The 16520-nt window shown below is 42.5% G+C and carries 12 protein-coding genes and 3 pseudogenes; 9 read left to right on the forward strand and 6 right to left on the reverse strand.

What is annotated here, in order from left to right:
• The first annotated feature begins 11 nt into the window (after positions 1–11).
• Entirely contained in the window at positions 12–1022 is a 1011-nt protein-coding gene (gene pfkA / locus NF418_RS06260; protein ID WP_256778873.1) for a 6-phosphofructokinase, read from the forward strand.
• Between the two features lie 64 nt (positions 1023–1086).
• Positions 1087–2592: a pyruvate kinase gene (gene pyk, locus NF418_RS06265; RefSeq protein WP_172053503.1), complete on the forward strand. Its 1506-nt coding sequence runs from the start codon at positions 1087–1089 to the stop codon at positions 2590–2592.
• 29 nt (positions 2593–2621) lie between these two features.
• Here pyk and NF418_RS06270 read toward each other — a convergent pair whose 3' ends face one another.
• Entirely contained in the window at positions 2622–3662 is a 1041-nt protein-coding gene (locus NF418_RS06270) for an acyltransferase (RefSeq protein WP_256778874.1), read from the reverse strand.
• 177 nt (positions 3663–3839) lie between these two features.
• Here NF418_RS06270 and rnc point away from each other — a divergent pair, with 177 nt between their 5' ends.
• From rnc to ftsY, 5 genes are all read left to right on the forward strand, one after another.
• Positions 3840–4526 (forward strand): ribonuclease III, encoded by a 687-nt coding sequence (gene rnc / locus NF418_RS06275; RefSeq protein WP_256778875.1) that lies wholly within the window; start codon positions 3840–3842, stop codon positions 4524–4526.
• A 2-nt stretch (positions 4527–4528) separates the two neighbouring features.
• Positions 4529–8068 (forward strand): chromosome segregation protein SMC, encoded by a 3540-nt coding sequence (smc, locus tag NF418_RS06280; protein ID WP_256778876.1) that lies wholly within the window; start codon positions 4529–4531, stop codon positions 8066–8068.
• Positions 8069–8182: 114 nt separating this feature from the next.
• The gene (locus NF418_RS06285; protein WP_256778877.1) at positions 8183–8992 is read left to right on the forward strand and encodes a Cof-type HAD-IIB family hydrolase; all 810 of its coding nucleotides are present in this window, start codon (positions 8183–8185) and stop codon (positions 8990–8992) included.
• Positions 8982–9794: a Cof-type HAD-IIB family hydrolase gene (locus tag NF418_RS06290; RefSeq protein ID WP_256778878.1), complete on the forward strand. Its 813-nt coding sequence runs from the start codon at positions 8982–8984 to the stop codon at positions 9792–9794. Before NF418_RS06285 ends, NF418_RS06290 begins: the two co-directional genes overlap by 11 nt.
• Before the next feature lie 2 nt (positions 9795–9796).
• Entirely contained in the window at positions 9797–11068 is a 1272-nt protein-coding gene (gene ftsY / locus NF418_RS06295) for a signal recognition particle-docking protein FtsY (protein WP_256778879.1), read from the forward strand.
• A 27-nt stretch (positions 11069–11095) separates the two neighbouring features.
• Here the strand turns inward: ftsY and NF418_RS06300 are convergent, their stop codons facing one another.
• The 4 genes from NF418_RS06300 to NF418_RS06315 all read right to left on the reverse strand — a co-directional run bounded on the left by NF418_RS06300 (position 11096) and on the right by NF418_RS06315 (position 14775).
• Positions 11096–11653 (reverse strand): GNAT family N-acetyltransferase, encoded by a 558-nt coding sequence (locus NF418_RS06300; RefSeq protein ID WP_256778880.1) that lies wholly within the window; start codon positions 11651–11653, stop codon positions 11096–11098.
• 1 nt (position 11654) lies between these two features.
• Positions 11655–12329, reverse strand: coding sequence for a DNA alkylation repair protein (locus NF418_RS06305; protein ID WP_256778881.1), 675 nt, complete (start codon positions 12327–12329; stop codon positions 11655–11657).
• Between the two features lie 141 nt (positions 12330–12470).
• Positions 12471–13958: a glucose-6-phosphate dehydrogenase gene (gene zwf / locus NF418_RS06310; protein WP_256778882.1), complete on the reverse strand. Its 1488-nt coding sequence runs from the start codon at positions 13956–13958 to the stop codon at positions 12471–12473.
• Between the two features lie 574 nt (positions 13959–14532).
• On the reverse strand, positions 14533–14775 hold the full coding sequence (locus tag NF418_RS06315; RefSeq protein WP_029177151.1) for a type B 50S ribosomal protein L31: 243 nt from the start codon (positions 14773–14775) through the stop codon (positions 14533–14535).
• A gap of 419 nt (positions 14776–15194) precedes the next feature.
• Here NF418_RS06315 and NF418_RS06320 point away from each other — a divergent pair.
• Both NF418_RS06320 and NF418_RS06325 read left to right on the forward strand, forming a co-directional pair.
• Positions 15195–15502: pseudogene (locus NF418_RS06320) on the forward strand (transposase); the annotation flags it as partial.
• A pseudogene (locus NF418_RS06325) lies at positions 15488–15703 on the forward strand (IS30 family transposase); the annotation flags it as partial. The pseudogenes NF418_RS06320 and NF418_RS06325, both read left to right, overlap by 15 nt.
• Before the next feature lie 525 nt (positions 15704–16228).
• Here NF418_RS06325 and NF418_RS06330 read toward each other — a convergent pair.
• A pseudogene (locus tag NF418_RS06330) lies at positions 16229–16394 on the reverse strand (IS110 family transposase); the annotation flags it as partial.
• Between the last annotated feature and the right edge of the window lie 126 nt (positions 16395–16520).

Consider the following 16520-nt stretch of genomic DNA (forward strand, 5'->3'; position numbering starts at 1 on the left):
GAGCAAATGGAATGAAGCGTATTGGTGTTTTGACCAGTGGCGGAGATGCCCCTGGTATGAATGCTGCCATCCGTGCAGTTGTTCGCCAAGCAATTTCAGAAGGAATGGAAGTTTATGGTATCAACGAAGGCTATGCTGGTATGGTAGCAGGAGATATTCACCCATTGACAATTCGTTCAGTTGGTGACATCATCTCTCGTGGTGGTACTTTCCTTGGTTCTGCTCGTTATCCAGAATTTGCCAAATTGGAAGGCCAACTTAAAGGGATTGAGCAGTTGAAAAAACACGGTATTGAAGGTGTTGTTGTTATCGGTGGTGATGGTTCTTACCACGGTGCAATGCGTTTGACAGAGCATGGCTTCCCAGCTGTAGGTGTACCAGGTACGATCGACAACGATATCGTTGGTACAGATTTCACTATCGGTTTTGATACTGCTGTTACAACTGCTATGGATGCCATTGATAAGATTCGTGACACATCATCTAGTCACCGTCGTACTTTCGTTATCGAAGTAATGGGTCGCCATGCAGGTGACATCGCTCTTTGGTCAGGTATCGCTGCTGGTGCAGATGTTATTGTTGTGCCAGAGGAAGAATTTGACATTAAAGATGTTGTTGCTAAAATCAAACAAGGCTATGAAACTGGTAAGAAACACAGTATCGTTGTTTTGGCAGAGGGTGTTATGCCAGCTGCACAATTCGCTGAAGAATTGAAGGCTGCTGGTGATGTGAGCGATCTTCGTGTAACGGAACTTGGACACATCCAACGTGGTGGTTCACCTACTGCTCGAGACCGTGTTCTTGCATCGCGCATGGGTGCTCATGCTGTTAAGTTGCTCAAAGAAGGTCGTGGTGGTCTTGCTGTTGGTATCCGCAATGAGCAAATGGTTGAAAACCCAATCCTTGGGACTGCAGAAGAAGGCGCATTGTTCAGCTTGGCGGAAGATGGTAAGATTATTGTCAACAACCCACATAAGGCTGACTTGGGTCTCGCTACTTTGAACAGAGAAATCTCGTTCTAAATCAATTTGTATAATTTTGTTAATAGGTCATAAGACCATTAAAAAATAAAGGAGTTTTGTTAAGATGAATAAACGCGTTAAAATCGTTGCAACACTTGGTCCTGCGGTAGAAATCCGTGGCGGTAAAAAATTTGGTGACGATGGTTACTGGGGTGAAAAACTAGATGTTGAAGCTTCAGCAAAAAATATTGCCCAATTGATTACTGAAGGTGCTAACGTATTCCGTTTCAACTTCTCACATGGTGACCACCAAGAGCAAGGTGATCGTATGGCGACTGTACGTCGTGCAGAAGAAATCGCTGGTAAAAAAGTTGGTTTCCTGTTGGATACAAAAGGTCCAGAAATCCGTACAGAATTGTTTGAAGGTGAAGCTAAAGAGTTTGCTTACACAACTGGTGAGAAAATCCGTGTTGCAACAAAGCAAGGTATCAAATCAACTCGCGAAGTAATCGCTTTGAACGTTGCTGGTGGCTTGGATGTCTTTGATGATGTTGAAGTTGGTAAACAAGTTCTTGTTGATGACGGTAAACTTGGCTTGACTGTTGTTGAAAAAGATGCTGAAAAACGTGAATTTGTAGTAGTTGTTGAAAACGACGGCGTTATTGCTAAACAAAAGGGTGTAAACATCCCTAACACTAAAATTCCTTTCCCAGCACTTGCAGATCGTGATAACGCAGACATTCGCTTCGGTTTGGAGCAAGGTTTGAACTTTATCGCTATTTCATTCGTTCGTTCTGCAAAAGACGTAGAAGAAGTTCGTAACATCCTTAAAGAAACAGGTAATGAGCACGTTCAACTCTTCTCTAAAATCGAAAACCAACAAGGTATCGACAATATTGATGAAATCATCGAAGCTTCAGATGGTATCATGATTGCGCGTGGTGACATGGGTATCGAAGTACCATTTGAAATGGTTCCAGTTTACCAAAAAATGATCATCAAGAAAGTCAATGCAGCTGGTAAAGCAGTTATCACAGCTACAAACATGTTGGAAACAATGACTGACAAGCCACGTGCAACTCGTTCAGAAATCTCTGACGTCTTCAACGCTGTTATCGACGGCACAGATGCTACTATGCTTTCAGGTGAGTCAGCTAACGGCAAATACCCCGTTGAATCAGTTCGCACTATGGCAACTGTTAACAAAAACGCACAAACTCTTCTTAACGAGTACGGTCGTTTGAATTCTGACACTTTCAACCGTTCATCTAAAACTGAGGTTGTTGCATCAGCAGTTAAAGATGCTTGCCATTCAATGAATATCAAGTTGGTTGTAACAGTTACTGAAACTGGTTATTCAGCACGTGCTATTTCTAAATACCGTCCAGATTCAGACATCTTGGCAGTAACTTTCACTGAAAAAGTTCAAAAATCATTGATGTTGAACTGGGGTGTGATTCCGGTTGTGACTGAAAAACCTGAATCAACTGATGATATGTTTGAATTGGCTGAGCGCGTTGCTAAAGAACAAGGTTTGGTTGAAGCTGGCGATGATATCGTTATCGTTGCGGGTGTTCCAGTAGGTGTTGCTGGTTCAACAAACACAATGCGTGTTCGCACTGTAAAATAATTTAAAAACCTATGAATAAAGTGTAAACCTTATTCATAGGTTTTATTTTTTTGTCCAGAAAGTTGATGAAGTTTATGACTGATAGCAATTTTCTTGATGAATACAGTGAGTAGCTGACAGACTGCTATTGTTATAAAGAAGACTAACCAACCTTGCTGTATTTTGGTCAGGGAACTAGTTTCAAGGAAGAAAAAGCTGACTTCGACTGGGATAACATGGATAAAATAATAGTAACTAGCGTATTCTTTGAGAAATTGGAGTTTTTTCTGGCGAAAGAGGTCTGTTGTCATGCTCCAAGCGACTAGAAAGGCTGTGAATGGAATAAGGCTGAAAATAAAGTTTTTATCATAACCTTGATTGAGGTAAATGATTGTAGCTTCGCAGAGTAAAATGACTGTAGAAACTAGCAATTTGGTTTTTTGTCGGTGTTGGAAAATGGCATGGTTATATCTGTCGGCTAGGTAAGTGCCTGTTAAGACAAAAATTGGTGCGTAGAAGAGGCCGTTGCGGCTGGTGAAAAAGAAGGTTTTGTAATTGTCAAATGCGGTTAGTAAAGCCGATTCTGCCAGGTAGGAGGAGTAGGTTTCGATAGAACCGAGGAGATAGAGAATGCAGGCGAGACAAACTGTGATGCGCCAGCCACATTTCCTTAAAGAATAGTGGACGAGGACAAGACCTAGCAGGAAGGCGGGCATGTACCAAAGTTGGTAGCTGGTACCGGTGTAGGTCAGACCGACCAGGAGGGCGAGGGGATAGTAGAGTAGGGGGATTTCTTGGAGGTTTAGGTAGAAGAGGTAGAAGGGTAGGTAGAGGACGGACCAGCTCAGGTACTGCTTGCTGTAGCGGATCAGGTATTGTTTGGAGAGGCTAGGGTAGTTGCGTCGGAGGAAGAAGCTGGCGGTGACCATGAAGTAGGGGACGACCATGCGACTAAAGATGGATTTTTGGATGAAGTGGAGCTGGTCTGCTTCAAATAACCTGCGGCAGTGAAGGGCAATGACGAGGATAGCTCCTATAAATTGCAGGAGGGAGAGGAGCGAGGTGTTGAGTGGTTTTGGATTTGTCTGCATGCTAACTCCCTTCTTTTTTTACCATTCTATCGAAAAATAGTAGATATGTAAATGTTTTTATTATGAGCTTGGTTGAAAGCCGAGTTGACATGAGAAGTACTGTGGGAAATGTGGTATAATTATTGGATAAAGTAAATGTAAACTATATGTTTCGTTTATTTAGAAAGGAGTAAGATCATGAAATCTTTACATGCAAAACTTTTGGCTGATTTTGGAATTGATTTTTCGGATTTGAATTTGTTGGAAACGGCCTTTACCCATACCTCTTACGCCAATGAGCATCGCCTTCTAAAAATTTCACATAATGAACGCTTGGAATTTTTAGGAGACGCTGTTCTCCAACTGATGATTTCCAAGTACCTTTATAAAAAATATCCTGATAGACCGGAAGGAGAGATGTCCAAGTTACGTTCGACCTTTGTTCGTGAGGAGTCCTTGGCTAGTTTTTCACGTGCCTGTGGCTTTGATCAATTTCTTCGTCTTGGTAAAGGGGAAGAGAAGTCTGGGGGACGCAATCGCGATACCATTTTAGGAGATGCTTTCGAGGCTTTCTTAGGAGCTCTGCTATTGGACAAGGGGGAAAAGACCGTGGAGGAATTTATCCATAAGGTCATGATTCCTCGCTTGGAGAAAGGGAACTTTGAGCGCGTGACCGACTACAAGACTGCCTTGCAGGAAATTTTGCAGGTCAATGGTGAAATCGCAATTACTTATCGTGTGGTAGCCGAGTCTGGACCTGCCCATGATAAGACCTTTGAAGTGGAAGTGTCTGCGGATCACCGAGTTATTGGTCGTGGTCGTGGTCGCTCTAAGAAATTAGCTGAACAAGCCGCCGCAAAAAATGCTGTGGAGGCTAGAGGATAGGTATGTTTCTAAAATCGATTGAAATGCAGGGCTTTAAGTCCTTTGCGGATAAGACTAAGGTAGTCTTTGACCGTGGAGTGACGGCCGTTGTGGGACCGAATGGTTCTGGCAAGTCCAATATTACAGAAAGTCTGCGTTGGGCCTTGGGGGAATCTTCTGCCAAGAGCCTGCGTGGAGGCAAGATGCCTGACGTTATCTTTGCCGGAACAGAGAGTCGGAAACCACTCAATTACGCGTCTGTTGTTGTAACCTTGGATAATAGTTCAGGTTTTATTGCTCACAAAGAGAAAGAAATCAAGGTAGAGCGTCATATTTATCGGTCTGGTGATAGTGAGTACCTGATTGATGGGAAAAAAGTTCGTCTGCGGGATATCCATGATCTTTTCATGGATACTGGCTTGGGTCGTGATTCTTTCTCGATTATTTCTCAAGGGCGAGTTGAAGCGATTTTTAATTCTAAGCCAGAGGAACGCCGTGCTATTTTTGAAGAGGCGGCAGGGGTCTTAAAATACAAGACCCGTAAGAAAGAAACGGAAAGTAAGCTGGAACAGGCCCAGGGTAACTTGGACCGTTTGGATGACATTATTTACGAGTTGGACAATCAGGTCAAACCCTTGGAGAAGCAGGCTCAGACAGCCAAGAAATTTTTGGAATTGGAAGAGCAACGCAAGGCACTTTACCTAGATGTTTTGGTTGCTCAATTGATGCTTGGTAAGGAAACATTATCGGAAAAAGAGGCTGAACTCGATACCGTAAAAACTGAATTGACCAGCTACTACCAACAGCGGTCTGAATTGGAACAGGAAAACCAGACCTTGAAAGAAAAGCGTCATCGTTTATCTGAACAGATGGAACGTGAACAGGCTGTTTTGCTGGATCTGACCAAGTTAATCAGTGACCTGGAGCGAAAAATTGAGGTCCATAAACTGGAATCAAGTCAAAATGAATCCAGTCGTCAAGAGGCTCAAGAGCGTTTGGAAAGCATGCTAGAGAAGCGAGCTGGTTTGGAACAACAGATTGGGCAAAGGCAAGAAAAAATTGCTCAGTTGGAGCTTTCTTTGTCTAGCTTGAAAGAAGATATTGCTGCTGTGGATAAGGAAATTTCCTACTTCTCTGAAGATCCTGATCAGGTTTTGGATCATTTGCGTGAGCAGTATGTGGCGCTTATGCAGGAAGAGGCAGAAGCGTCAAACCGCTTGACCAAGCTTCAGCAGGACATTGCCAATCAAATCAGTCTGTCAGAAAGCAAGTCCGCAGATCTGTCTCGTTTACAGGATGAGAAAAATCAGGCTCAAGAAGAATTGGATAAGAGCCGATTTGCATTAGAACAGGCTGATCAAGTCTTGCAGGCCTTACTTGCAAGCTATCAGACTAAGAAAGAAGAATTAGATCAGGCTCAGGCTGCCTATCAGGCTGAGCAAAGTAGTCTCTTTGACTTGCTGGATTTATTGAAGGGCAAACAAGCACGTCAAGCTAGCTTGGAAGCCATCTTAAAAAATCACTCCAATTTCTACGCGGGTGTTAAGGCTGTCTTGCAGGCTTCGTCTAGTCTGGGTGGCATCATCGGGGCTGTCAGTGAACAATTGACTTTCGATACTCGCTACCAGACAGCACTGGAGATTGCTCTTGGTGGGGCTAGTCAAAATGTCATCGTTGAAGATGAAGCGACTGCCAAACGTGCCATTACCTTTTTGAAAGAAAAACGGCAAGGTCGTGCGACTTTCTTGCCGTTGACCACTATAAAGCCTCGCCAGCTTTCGGGTCAGCAACTTGCCCTACTTCAAGCCTCAGATGGTTTCTTGGGGCTGGCAAGCGACCTCGTGACCTACCAACCAAATCTAGATGCGATTTTCCAAAATTTACTGGGTACTATTGCGATTTTTGACACCATTGAGCATGCTAATCAGGCGGCGCGTGCAACCAAGTTTCAAGTACGTATGGTGACCATGGATGGAGCGGAAATCCGTCCAGGTGGTGCCTTTGCTGGTGGTAGCAATCGGAATAACAGCACGACATTTATCAAACCAGAACTCGATGCTCTTTTAGGAGAAATAGCAGAGCTATCTAGTCAGTTGCAGGAGCGAGAAAGCTTAGTTGCAGCTAAGAAAACTAGTTTAGACCAGTTTAGAGAAAGCTTGGAAAGCATTAAGACCGAGGGTGAAGAGGCTAGATTGAACCAGCAGAGTGCAAGGATTCATCAGGAACAGGCAGAAAATAGACTGGCCCAAGTGACAGCCCAATACGACCTGCAAATGAGTCAAGTCAGTCCAAGTATTCTAACGGAGTTGGAAGAAGAAGCGGCTAAGGAAGAAGTTAATCTTCAAGCTTTGACAGAAAAGAAACAAGCCTTGGATCAGCAAATCAATCAGGTACGCGACAATCGTGATAGTATCCAAGAGAGCTTGCAAACCTTGCAGACTCAGAAGGGGCAATTGACTGTAGAACAGGCTGATCTATCTAGTCAGCTTCGATTTGAACAGACTGACTTGACACGCTTGAGAGAAGAAAAAGTTGCTACCGAGAAAGATATCTCTATCTTAGAAGACCTGATTAACCAGAAAGTTGAGGCTTTAGAAGATACTAGTGTCGAAATTTTGGCAGAGCAGTTGCAGACGGCGTCTGAAAAGCAGAGCCAAACGAGTCAACTTCAGATTCGTCTTAAGTTTGAACTGGAAGACATTGATGGTCAGTTTGAAGACTTGGAAGGTCGTCTGGACCAGGCTCGTTTGAATAATGATGACCTCATTCGCAAACAGGCCAAGTTAGAAGCTGATTGTGAGCAGGCTGGAGACCGACTACGGACCTTACTTGGTCATTTGACAGAGCATTTCAAATTGAGCTTTGAAGCGGCTCAGGATCAGGCAAACGAAGTAGAGAATTTACCTCTTGCTGAACAAACTTTGAAAGACTTGGAACGTTCAATTCGAGCCCTAGGTCCGGTCAATCTGGATGCCATTGAGCAGTATGATGAGGTCAATAACCGCCTGACCTTCCTCAATGAACAACGGACGGATATATTGTCGGCGCGTGATTTGCTCTTGAACACTATTCATGAAATGGATGATGAAGTCAAGGAACGCTTTAAGGTCACATTTGAAGCCATTCGCGAAAGCTTTAAGCAGACTTTCAGACAGATGTTTGGCGGTGGTTCTGCGGACTTGATATTGACGGAGCAGGATATTTTGACTGCGGGTGTGGAGATTTCAGTTCAGCCTCCGGGTAAGAAAATCCAATCGCTCAACCTCATGTCAGGTGGCGAAAAGGCCCTCTCGGCCCTCGCTCTGCTATTTTCCATTATCCGTGTCAAGACCATTCCTTTTGTCATCTTGGACGAGGTGGAGGCGGCCTTGGATGAGGCCAATGTCAAACGTTTCGGAGACTATCTCAATCGCTTTGACAAGGACAGTCAGTTTATCGTCGTGACCCACCGAAAAGGGACAATGGCGGCGGCGGATGCTATGTATGGGGTGACCATGCAGGAATCTGGCGTGTCCAAGATTGTGTCGGTCAAACTGAAAGATGTGGAAGCCTATACAGATTAAGAACTTGAAAAACTTGGAATTTTCCAGGTTTTTTCTTGATGGAAATTCGACTAGACGAAAGGGAAATAGGGCGAAATATGGTATAATAAAAGGACTGGACGGAGGTTGTTTGTTATGTATAAGAAAATCATTGCAACAGATATGGATGGGACATTTTTACGAAATGACCATGGATTTGATGCCAGTCGTTTTCGAAATTTGTTAACGCAGTTTAAGGAAAAGGGCTATTTGTTTGTAGCGGCTAGCGGTCGTTCTCTGCCAAGTCTTAAACAGTTATTTGAAGAATTTTTAGATGATATTGCCTTGGTAGCTGAGAACGGAGCAGTTGTTGTTTATCGCAATCAGACCATTTACCTGGATGATCCAATTCAGCCAGCAACTTACCTTTCTTTAGTAGAGGAACTGGTGCAGAGTGGGCACGTAGCTGCCCAGCATGTGACCTTATCTGGCTTAACCGCTTCATATATGCTGAAAGCAGTTGACACTGGACTGTATAATATCTTATCAGACTATTATCATGATATTGCTTTGGTGGAACAGTTTGAAGATATTTCTGAGCCGATTATTAAGTTGAATCTCTATGTCGATGAATCCAAGCGGCAGTCAACTCAAGACTGGATTAATCATCATTTCAAACAATTGACTGCAGTTACAACTGGTTTTACCTCGATTGATATTATCTTGTCAGGTGTACATAAGGGAATTGGTTTGTCTCATTTGTGCCAACACCTTGGTCTAACAGGAAAGGAACTGATTGCCTTTGGAGACAACCAAAATGATCTGGAGATGTTAAAACTGGCATCGGTCTCAATCGCAACTGCGAATGCCATAGATGAGGTACAGGCTCAAGCAGACCTAGTCATTGGTCATTGTGATGATGAATCTGTCATAGAATACATGGAGGAATTAGTAAATGGCAATTAAGTTGATTGCATTGGATTTGGATGGAACGCTACTGACATCTGACAAACGGATTTCAGAAGGCAATAAAATGGCCTTGCAAGCTGCGCGTGATTGTGGTGTCTACGTGGTTCTGACCACAGGTCGTCCCTTGCAAGCTATTGGAGCTTTCTTAGAAGAACTAGATTTACTTGGAGAAAATCAATATTCTATCACTTTTAATGGTGGTCTGGTTCAGGAAAATACCGGCCGAATTTTAGATAAAACGGGATTCACCATTGAAGATGTCCGTGCCATCCGTCGTGTGACAAATGAATTGGATTTGCCATTGGATGTTTTGTACGGCGGAGATGTTTACTCGCTTCCAGCTGCCCATGAATCTCTTTACCTAACAGCCAATCCACTTTTGAATAAAATCAATGTTTCAGATGAGGAGCTGCCAGAAGATTTTGTCTACAATAAGGCAGTCTCAGCAGTAGATGCAGCATTTCTAGATGGTCAAATTCCAAAAATTCCTGCGGAATTGTACGATCGTTTCGAGATTTTCAAATCACGCGATATCTTACTTGAGTGGAGCCCCAAAGGGGTTCACAAGGCAAATGGCTTGGCTAAGTTGATAGGACATCTGGGGATTGACCAGTCAGAAGTCATGGCCTGTGGTGATGAAGGAAATGACTTATCTATGATTGAATGGGCTGGTTTAGGGGTTGCTATGGCAAACGCAACTGAAGAAATCAAATCAGCAGCAAACGTTGTTTTACCAAAAACCAATGATGAAGATGGCATTGCTTGGGCCATCGAGCACTATGTATTGAATGAGGACTAAGTATGGGATTATTTGATCGATTATTTGGACAAGAAAAGCAAGAGGAGCAGGTTGCTCTTGTTGAAGAAATGGAAACAGAGCAGTCGGCTTCTAGCGACGACAATGTAAATGATACGGTTGAGTCTGTCAGTCAAGAAAAAGAAGAATTTCTATCAGGAACAGAGAAAGAATTGACTGCCGAGCAAGAAGCTCAAAAACAACGGACTTTGGATATGATGGCCCAGTATTACGCAGCCAAGGAAGCTGCTGCGGCTCGTGTTAAGGAAGCGCAGGAAAAAGGATTTGACCCTGCTATTCAAACTAAGGCCAAGGAAGAGCCTGTTGAGGAAGTTGCTCCAGTAGAGCAAGAAAGTGAGCAGGATAAGTACCAACGGACCTTGAAAAAAACTCGTACAGGCTTTGGTGCAAGGCTTAACGAATTCTTTGCCAATTTCCGTTCGGTAGACGAAGAATTTTTCGAAGAGTTAGAAGAAATGCTGATTTTGTCAGATGTAGGTGTACAAGTTGCTTCTACACTGACAGAGGAGCTCCGCTATGAAGCCAAGCTACAGAAGGCTAAAAAGACGGAAGAACTCCGCCGGGTTATCATTGAAAAATTGGTGGATATTTACGAAAAAGATGGCCAGTTCAGCGAGCAGATCAACTTCCAGGACGACCTAACTGTCATGCTTTTTGTCGGTGTTAACGGAGTTGGGAAGACAACCTCTATCGGTAAGTTGGCCTATAAGTATAAGCAGGCTGGCAAGAAGGTTATGTTGGTCGCAGCAGATACCTTCCGTGCGGGTGCGGTAGCCCAGCTGGTCGAATGGGGCCGTCGTGTTGATGTGCCTGTGGTCACTGGTCCTGAAAAGTCAGACCCAGCCAGCGTAGTCTTTGACGGGGTTAAACGTGCCGTAGCAGAAGGTGTGGACATTCTCATGATTGACACAGCAGGTCGCTTGCAAAATAAAGAAAACCTTATGGCAGAGCTAGAAAAAATCGGTCGCATCATCAAACGGACCCTACCTGATGCACCGCATGAAACCCTCTTAGCACTAGATGCCTCAACAGGTCAAAATGCCCTCAGTCAAGCTAAGGAATTTGCAAAAATTACCCCATTGACAGGTCTTGTTTTGACCAAGCTAGACGGTACTGCAAAAGGTGGCGTCGTTCTTGCTATCCGTCAGGAATTGGATATTCCAGTTAAGCTAATTGGTTTCGGTGAAAAAATCGATGACATTGGAGAATTTAAATCCGAAGAGTTCATGCGTGGACTTTTAGAGGGATTGGTGTAATATTGAAAAAAGTCGTTAGTTGAAAAACTAGCGACTTTTCTTATCTGTATGCAGTAGGGAGTAAATGGCAATATTCACAATACCACGATTGTTTCGAGCGGCTTTTCGGAGAGTGCCTTCGTAGGTCATGCCGACTTTTTCCATAACGCGACCAGAAGGACGATTTTCACTATCGTGAACAGCCGTAATCCGTAAACAACCCACTTCTTCCAGCAGAAAGTGAGTGACTGCTTCAAGCGCTTCGGGCATATAATTTTGCCCCCACCATTTACTACCTAACACCCAGCCCAATTCAGCAGCTTGGACTCTTTCATCAAGGCTGACAACGGAAATATCTCCAATAGGTTGCTGATTTTCTTTGAGCTCAATTACCCACCTGTATGTTTTTTCCTGTGAATAGGATTGAAGACAGAACTGGACATAGTCTTCAGTATCTTGGAGTGTCTGATGAGTTGACCAGGTCAGATAGGTGGTAACATTTTCATCTGAAGTCCAGTTTTGGAAGACTTGTTCAACATCGCTTGCTTGAAAAGGGCGTAAGACTAGGCGTTGGGTTTCTAATACCTGAGTTCCTTTATGTTGCATCTTATTTCCTCCTCAACAATGCCTCAATCCAGTCGGGAGCATAGGCAGAGGTACAGCCTTTTGGTACTTTCATGTCCACATAGACTGCCAATTCCTGACCGATTACAAGCCCTTGTTCCAGGTAGTCAGGATAGGCAACCGCAATCTCCACCAAGCATTGGTTCATGGTCCATTGAACTTGTGGGTCTACGGTTTGCAAATGCAGGCGAATATGGTCTAGAGTTTCTTCAATTTCTTTATTTGAAGCAGTTCTTCCAGCAAAGTATTTGGCGCGGAGGAACCAGCCTAGTCTGTTAAAGATGGCCTCGTCTTTGGCAAGTAAGATTTCTTCCCAATCCCTACTGTCTTTTCGTTTGCTTAGAATGATAGAAGCTAGTTTGTCTAAGACATTGACAGAAACCTGTTCATCGAGGCAATTTTCTAAATCCTCTAGGGTCAGTTGGTTGGGCTTAGTCTTAGCCAGTTGAATAGCTAGGTATTGAGCTTCTAGAACACCTGTTTGCCAGAGTGGAACAAACAAGTCCAATCGATTTTTATAAGTCTTGGCGATACCAGAAATAGCTCCCATAGGAACGCCGTAATAGGGCTTGGTTTCGCCAATTTTTTCATAACGCTTGAGGGTGCCAGTATGGCTGGCTGCTTCAAGTTGGGTGAGAATGGTGTTTATTTCAGTCATAAAAAATCTCCGAAAAAACTGGATTGCTCCAGTTTTTGTATGTAGTTGTTTAGTTTGCTTTTAGTACAAGGCAACGAGGTGTAGGCTGTACTAAAGTACGGCAAAGCGAGTTAACGAAGTAATCAAAGATAAACTAAATGACTATTTCAATAAGCCACGTTCACGATACCATACATCTGGTGTCCATACCCACTTGCAACCGTAGCTTTCTAGCAAATCAAAGGCTGCTTGTGGTCCCATGGTTCCTGCTGGGTAGGTGTGGAGTGGGACTTGGTTATTTGCCCATAAATCAACAATGCGGTCAATCAAGCTCCAGCTTGCCTTAACCTCTTCCCAATGGCTAAAGTTAGTAGAATCACCATTTAGGACATCGAAAAATAGTTTTTCGTAGGCTTCGGGTGAATTTCCAAGAGCAGTTGCATTGTGGCGGAAGTTGAGTTTGGCAGGAGTAAGGGCGAAGTGGGAACCAACTTCCTTACCATTGATAGAAAGCATAAAGCCTTCTGTTGGCTGGATAAAGATGGTCAAGACGTTGGCTTCAGAAGGTTGACCGAAAATATCTTCCGCATGTTTGAAGGTAATGGTTATGCGCGTACCTTTTTCTGTCAGGCGTTTACCTGTGCGGAAGAAGAAAGGTACATCACGGAAACGGTCAGTATCAACGAAGAAGACACCTCCTGCAAAGGTTTCTGTCTGAGAAGCTTCGGCAATATTTGGTTCATCCAAGTAGCTAACGTAGTCTTTTCCGTCGATAGAACCTGCTGCATATTGACCACGGATGAAGTTGCGTTTGAGATCCTCATCAGAAGGTTGACGTAAGTGTTGGAAGACCTTGATCTTCTCAGCGCGGACATCTTCCTCCTTAAAGCTGGCTGGCTTATCCATTGCCAAGAGAGAAAGGACTTGAAGTGCATGGTTTTGAACCATGTCTTTTAAGGCACCAGAATGGTCGTAGTAGCCACCCCGGTCCTCAACCCCAATCGCCTCAGCAAAAGTAATTTGGATATTGTCAATGTAATCGCGGTTCCAGATATGTTCAAATATAATATTGGCAAAGCGGACAGCGAAGATGTTTTGCACCATTTCCTTACCAAGATAATGGTCGATACGGTAAATTTGGTCTTCATTGAAGGCAGCGGCCAATTCATCATTGAGTTTGCTTGCAGTTGCAAGGCTTGTTCCGAAAGGTTTTTCGATAATCAAACGCTCAAAACCTTGTCCGTCAACGATGCTCTCAGACTTGAGGTGTTTGGCAATGGTTCCGAAAAATTCAGGTGCCATAGAGAGGAAGAAGACCTTGTTGTGTTGGGTATCGTATTTCTCACACAGTTCATCTTGCAATTTTCTAAGAGCAACGTAATGTTCTGTATCATTTACATCATGGCTCTGATAGTAGAAATGACTGGCAAATTCATGAGCCTGGCGTGGAGTATCAGGCAAATCACCGAGTGATTCAATCACAGTTTGCTCAAAAAATTCCTTGGTCCAGGGTCTACGAGCTGTACCGATAACTGCAAAATTTTCTCGGATATGTCCCGCCTTGTAAAGTCGGAATAGAGATGGATACAATTTGCGCTTGGCAAGATCGCCACTAGCACCAAAAATAGTAAACAATACATGAGAAGACATAATTTCATTCCTATCTGTTGAATATCGATTTAATTATAGCATAAATTGTCAGAAAATTCACTTCTTACTTATCTTTCAATAAAAAAATCTATTCTTTATGAGTTGGAAACCACTGGCATTCATTTTGTCAATCAGGTATGAAAAATGGAATTGGGAAAGAGCTATACTATAAAAAAGAGTTTGTCAACTAGTCTAAATTTTAAGTTGTTGAGCTAAAACAGCCGATTTCTAGATGTATAGGTCAGATTTGGAGTTTATGACACAAAATGCTGAGATTTGCTATTCAAATCCTATCCCCAATCTTGAACCACTCTTTTGATTTCTAGGGTCAGGCCGAAACAGCTCCCAGAACAATATCACTCTACTGGACTATTTTGAAACTAACTATGTTTGTTATATTTCCAATATCAAGCAGTCTCCTGGATTATTTGAGAAATCAACCATTTTGCTGTGATATTGACGCAAGCTATGAAAAATGGGTTTAGACTGAGTCAGACCTGCGTATGAAAACCTTTGTGAATGTTTTTCTAATTTATAGAGGCAAAGAAAAAACAACCCAATTGGGTTGTTTTTCTTATTTGAGACCGTATTTTTTGTTGAACTTGTCCACACGGCCATCTGCTTGAGTGAACTTTTGACGTCCAGTATAGAATGGATGTGAATCTGATGAAATCTCCACACGGATCAATGGGTAAGTTTCACCTTCGAATTCGACAGTTTCACTAGTTTTCTTAGTTGAACCACTAAGGAACTTGTAACCAGTAGTAGTGTCCATGAAGACAACAGTGCGATATTCTGGATGGATATCTTTTTTCATTATAAAAATTCCTTTCTGCCATGGTCTCTTAAAGAGCCATAGATTATAACCACTTAATTGTACCAATTTTTTTTCAAAATGGCAAGTATTTTATCTAAAATTTTCATTCTCCAAAAGTTTCAAAGTAAATTCTAGCCTATTACAAAACAGGAAATTTAACTGAGACAAAAATAAGGAAGGCTTTACTATGAGATAAGTTAGTAGCTAACAATGCAAAATAGTTACATAATTCTCTCTGATCGCAATGATATTCAAATAGGAATTGAACTCGTCTATAGCTTTTATGTTAGGAGAAGTCCCATCTACAAACTCAAGAGAAGTTAGGAGAAATATGGTAATAAAAGACAACTTGAATTGCTTACACTGAACTAGACTGAATTTATAAAGTGTTCTACTCTAAAGAAAAGAGGAGAACAGATATGTCTAGAAAAATTCGCCGTCACTTTACTGATGAGTTTCAACAACAAATTGTCGACCTTCACAATGCAGGAAGAAAACGCAGTGAACTGATTAAAGAATATGATTTAACCCCCTCAACCTTTGACAAGTGAGTTAAACAAGCAAGAACAACTGGTTCCTTCAAAACTGTCGATAATCTGACAAAAGAACAAGGTGAGTTGATAGAACTCAGAAAAGGAAATATAGAACTGAATATGCAATTAGATATCCTAATGCAAGTGGCTGTGATTATGGCACGAAATGGGAAATAAGCACTGCTAACAAGGATATTCTTAATAATAGAACTAGCTTTGACCACTTGACACAAAATGTCATCAACCTAGTTTGTTCACAAGGTAACAGCGTCAAACGAGCTGCATACAACAGAAAATCTGCTTATGAATTCTTTACATTTATCTACTGAGAAGATGTGGCAACTTCTCTAGGTATCACTAAAATTGACCCTGAGAACGTCATCCAGTCAACATGAGGCTGGGCTCAAGCCTAGCACCACTTTTCAGAGTTCGTGTCAACATCTCAGCGCAGTGGTTGATTGGCTTTAACAGTCTGGGAGACTGTTAAAGGTAGGAGATAAGATTTGCAAAGCAAATCTCAGCAGTTCGTGTTTTACACTCCAAATCTGACCATTACGACTGTTGCGAACAAAGTTCGCTCTATTTCCAACCTCCAACAGTCACTACTCTGACTGTTTTGTAGCGAACTCTGTTCGCTCTATCTCCGACCTCCAAAGGTTTCCCAAACCTTTGGAGCTATGCGAGGGTGGGAGTTTAAAAGGTCTGGGAGACCTTTTAAAGCGGGAGATATAAGCTGACAGCAGTCAGCTCACATAAATTGATGTCTGGGGATAGACTGTTTCAGCTCAACAACTTAAAACGAAAAATTGTTGACGAACTCTTTTTTTGACCAGTCGAGTTCTTATACGAAAACTCAAAAGAATGCAAAAACTCCCTCCCTATGATATAATCAAAGCGAAAAAATTTTTTATGTTAGGCTACTAGCTCGTCCCTAGTAGTCTTTTTCTGTGCTAAAAATTCAGGATACGTTATCTGCTCTCTTAAGAGGATATAAGCTATTTTTAATAATTGATGTGCAAGGGCAATTGTTGCTTTTTGTGAACCACGCCGACTTTGAATCTGATAAAATCGGTCTGCTAGAGGACTGATATACTCCCCTTATAGTGGACAGTGAAAAAACAAAAATTTTCACTAGAAACTATGAGGGGAGTTTTATTATGTCCAAAAGAAGTCCAAAATCTGTATCTGAGAAACTAGAAATAGTTCTACTGC

It is taken from the genome of Streptococcus suis, assembly GCF_024509555.1.
Taxonomy (GTDB): Bacteria; Bacillota; Bacilli; order Lactobacillales; family Streptococcaceae; genus Streptococcus; species Streptococcus suis_AD.

Excerpts from the sequence above, each read along its gene's own strand:
- pfkA (WP_256778873.1), top strand. The coding sequence starts at position 12 with ATGAAGCGTATTGGTGTTTTGACCAGTGGCGGAGATGCCCCTGGTATG.
- pyk (WP_172053503.1), top strand. The coding sequence starts at position 1,087 with ATGAATAAACGCGTTAAAATCGTTGCAACACTTGGTCCTGCGGTAGAA.
- NF418_RS06270 (WP_256778874.1), bottom strand. The coding sequence starts at position 3,662 with ATGCAGACAAATCCAAAACCACTCAACACCTCGCTCCTCTCCCTCCTG.
- rnc (WP_256778875.1), top strand. The coding sequence starts at position 3,840 with ATGAAATCTTTACATGCAAAACTTTTGGCTGATTTTGGAATTGATTTT.
- smc (WP_256778876.1), top strand. The coding sequence starts at position 4,529 with ATGTTTCTAAAATCGATTGAAATGCAGGGCTTTAAGTCCTTTGCGGAT.
- NF418_RS06285 (WP_256778877.1), top strand. The coding sequence starts at position 8,183 with ATGTATAAGAAAATCATTGCAACAGATATGGATGGGACATTTTTACGA.
- NF418_RS06290 (WP_256778878.1), top strand. The coding sequence starts at position 8,982 with ATGGCAATTAAGTTGATTGCATTGGATTTGGATGGAACGCTACTGACA.
- ftsY (WP_256778879.1), top strand. The coding sequence starts at position 9,797 with ATGGGATTATTTGATCGATTATTTGGACAAGAAAAGCAAGAGGAGCAG.
- NF418_RS06300 (WP_256778880.1), bottom strand. The coding sequence starts at position 11,653 with ATGCAACATAAAGGAACTCAGGTATTAGAAACCCAACGCCTAGTCTTA.
- NF418_RS06305 (WP_256778881.1), bottom strand. The coding sequence starts at position 12,329 with ATGACTGAAATAAACACCATTCTCACCCAACTTGAAGCAGCCAGCCAT.
- zwf (WP_256778882.1), bottom strand. The coding sequence starts at position 13,958 with ATGTCTTCTCATGTATTGTTTACTATTTTTGGTGCTAGTGGCGATCTT.
- NF418_RS06315 (WP_029177151.1), bottom strand. The coding sequence starts at position 14,775 with ATGAAAAAAGATATCCATCCAGAATATCGCACTGTTGTCTTCATGGAC.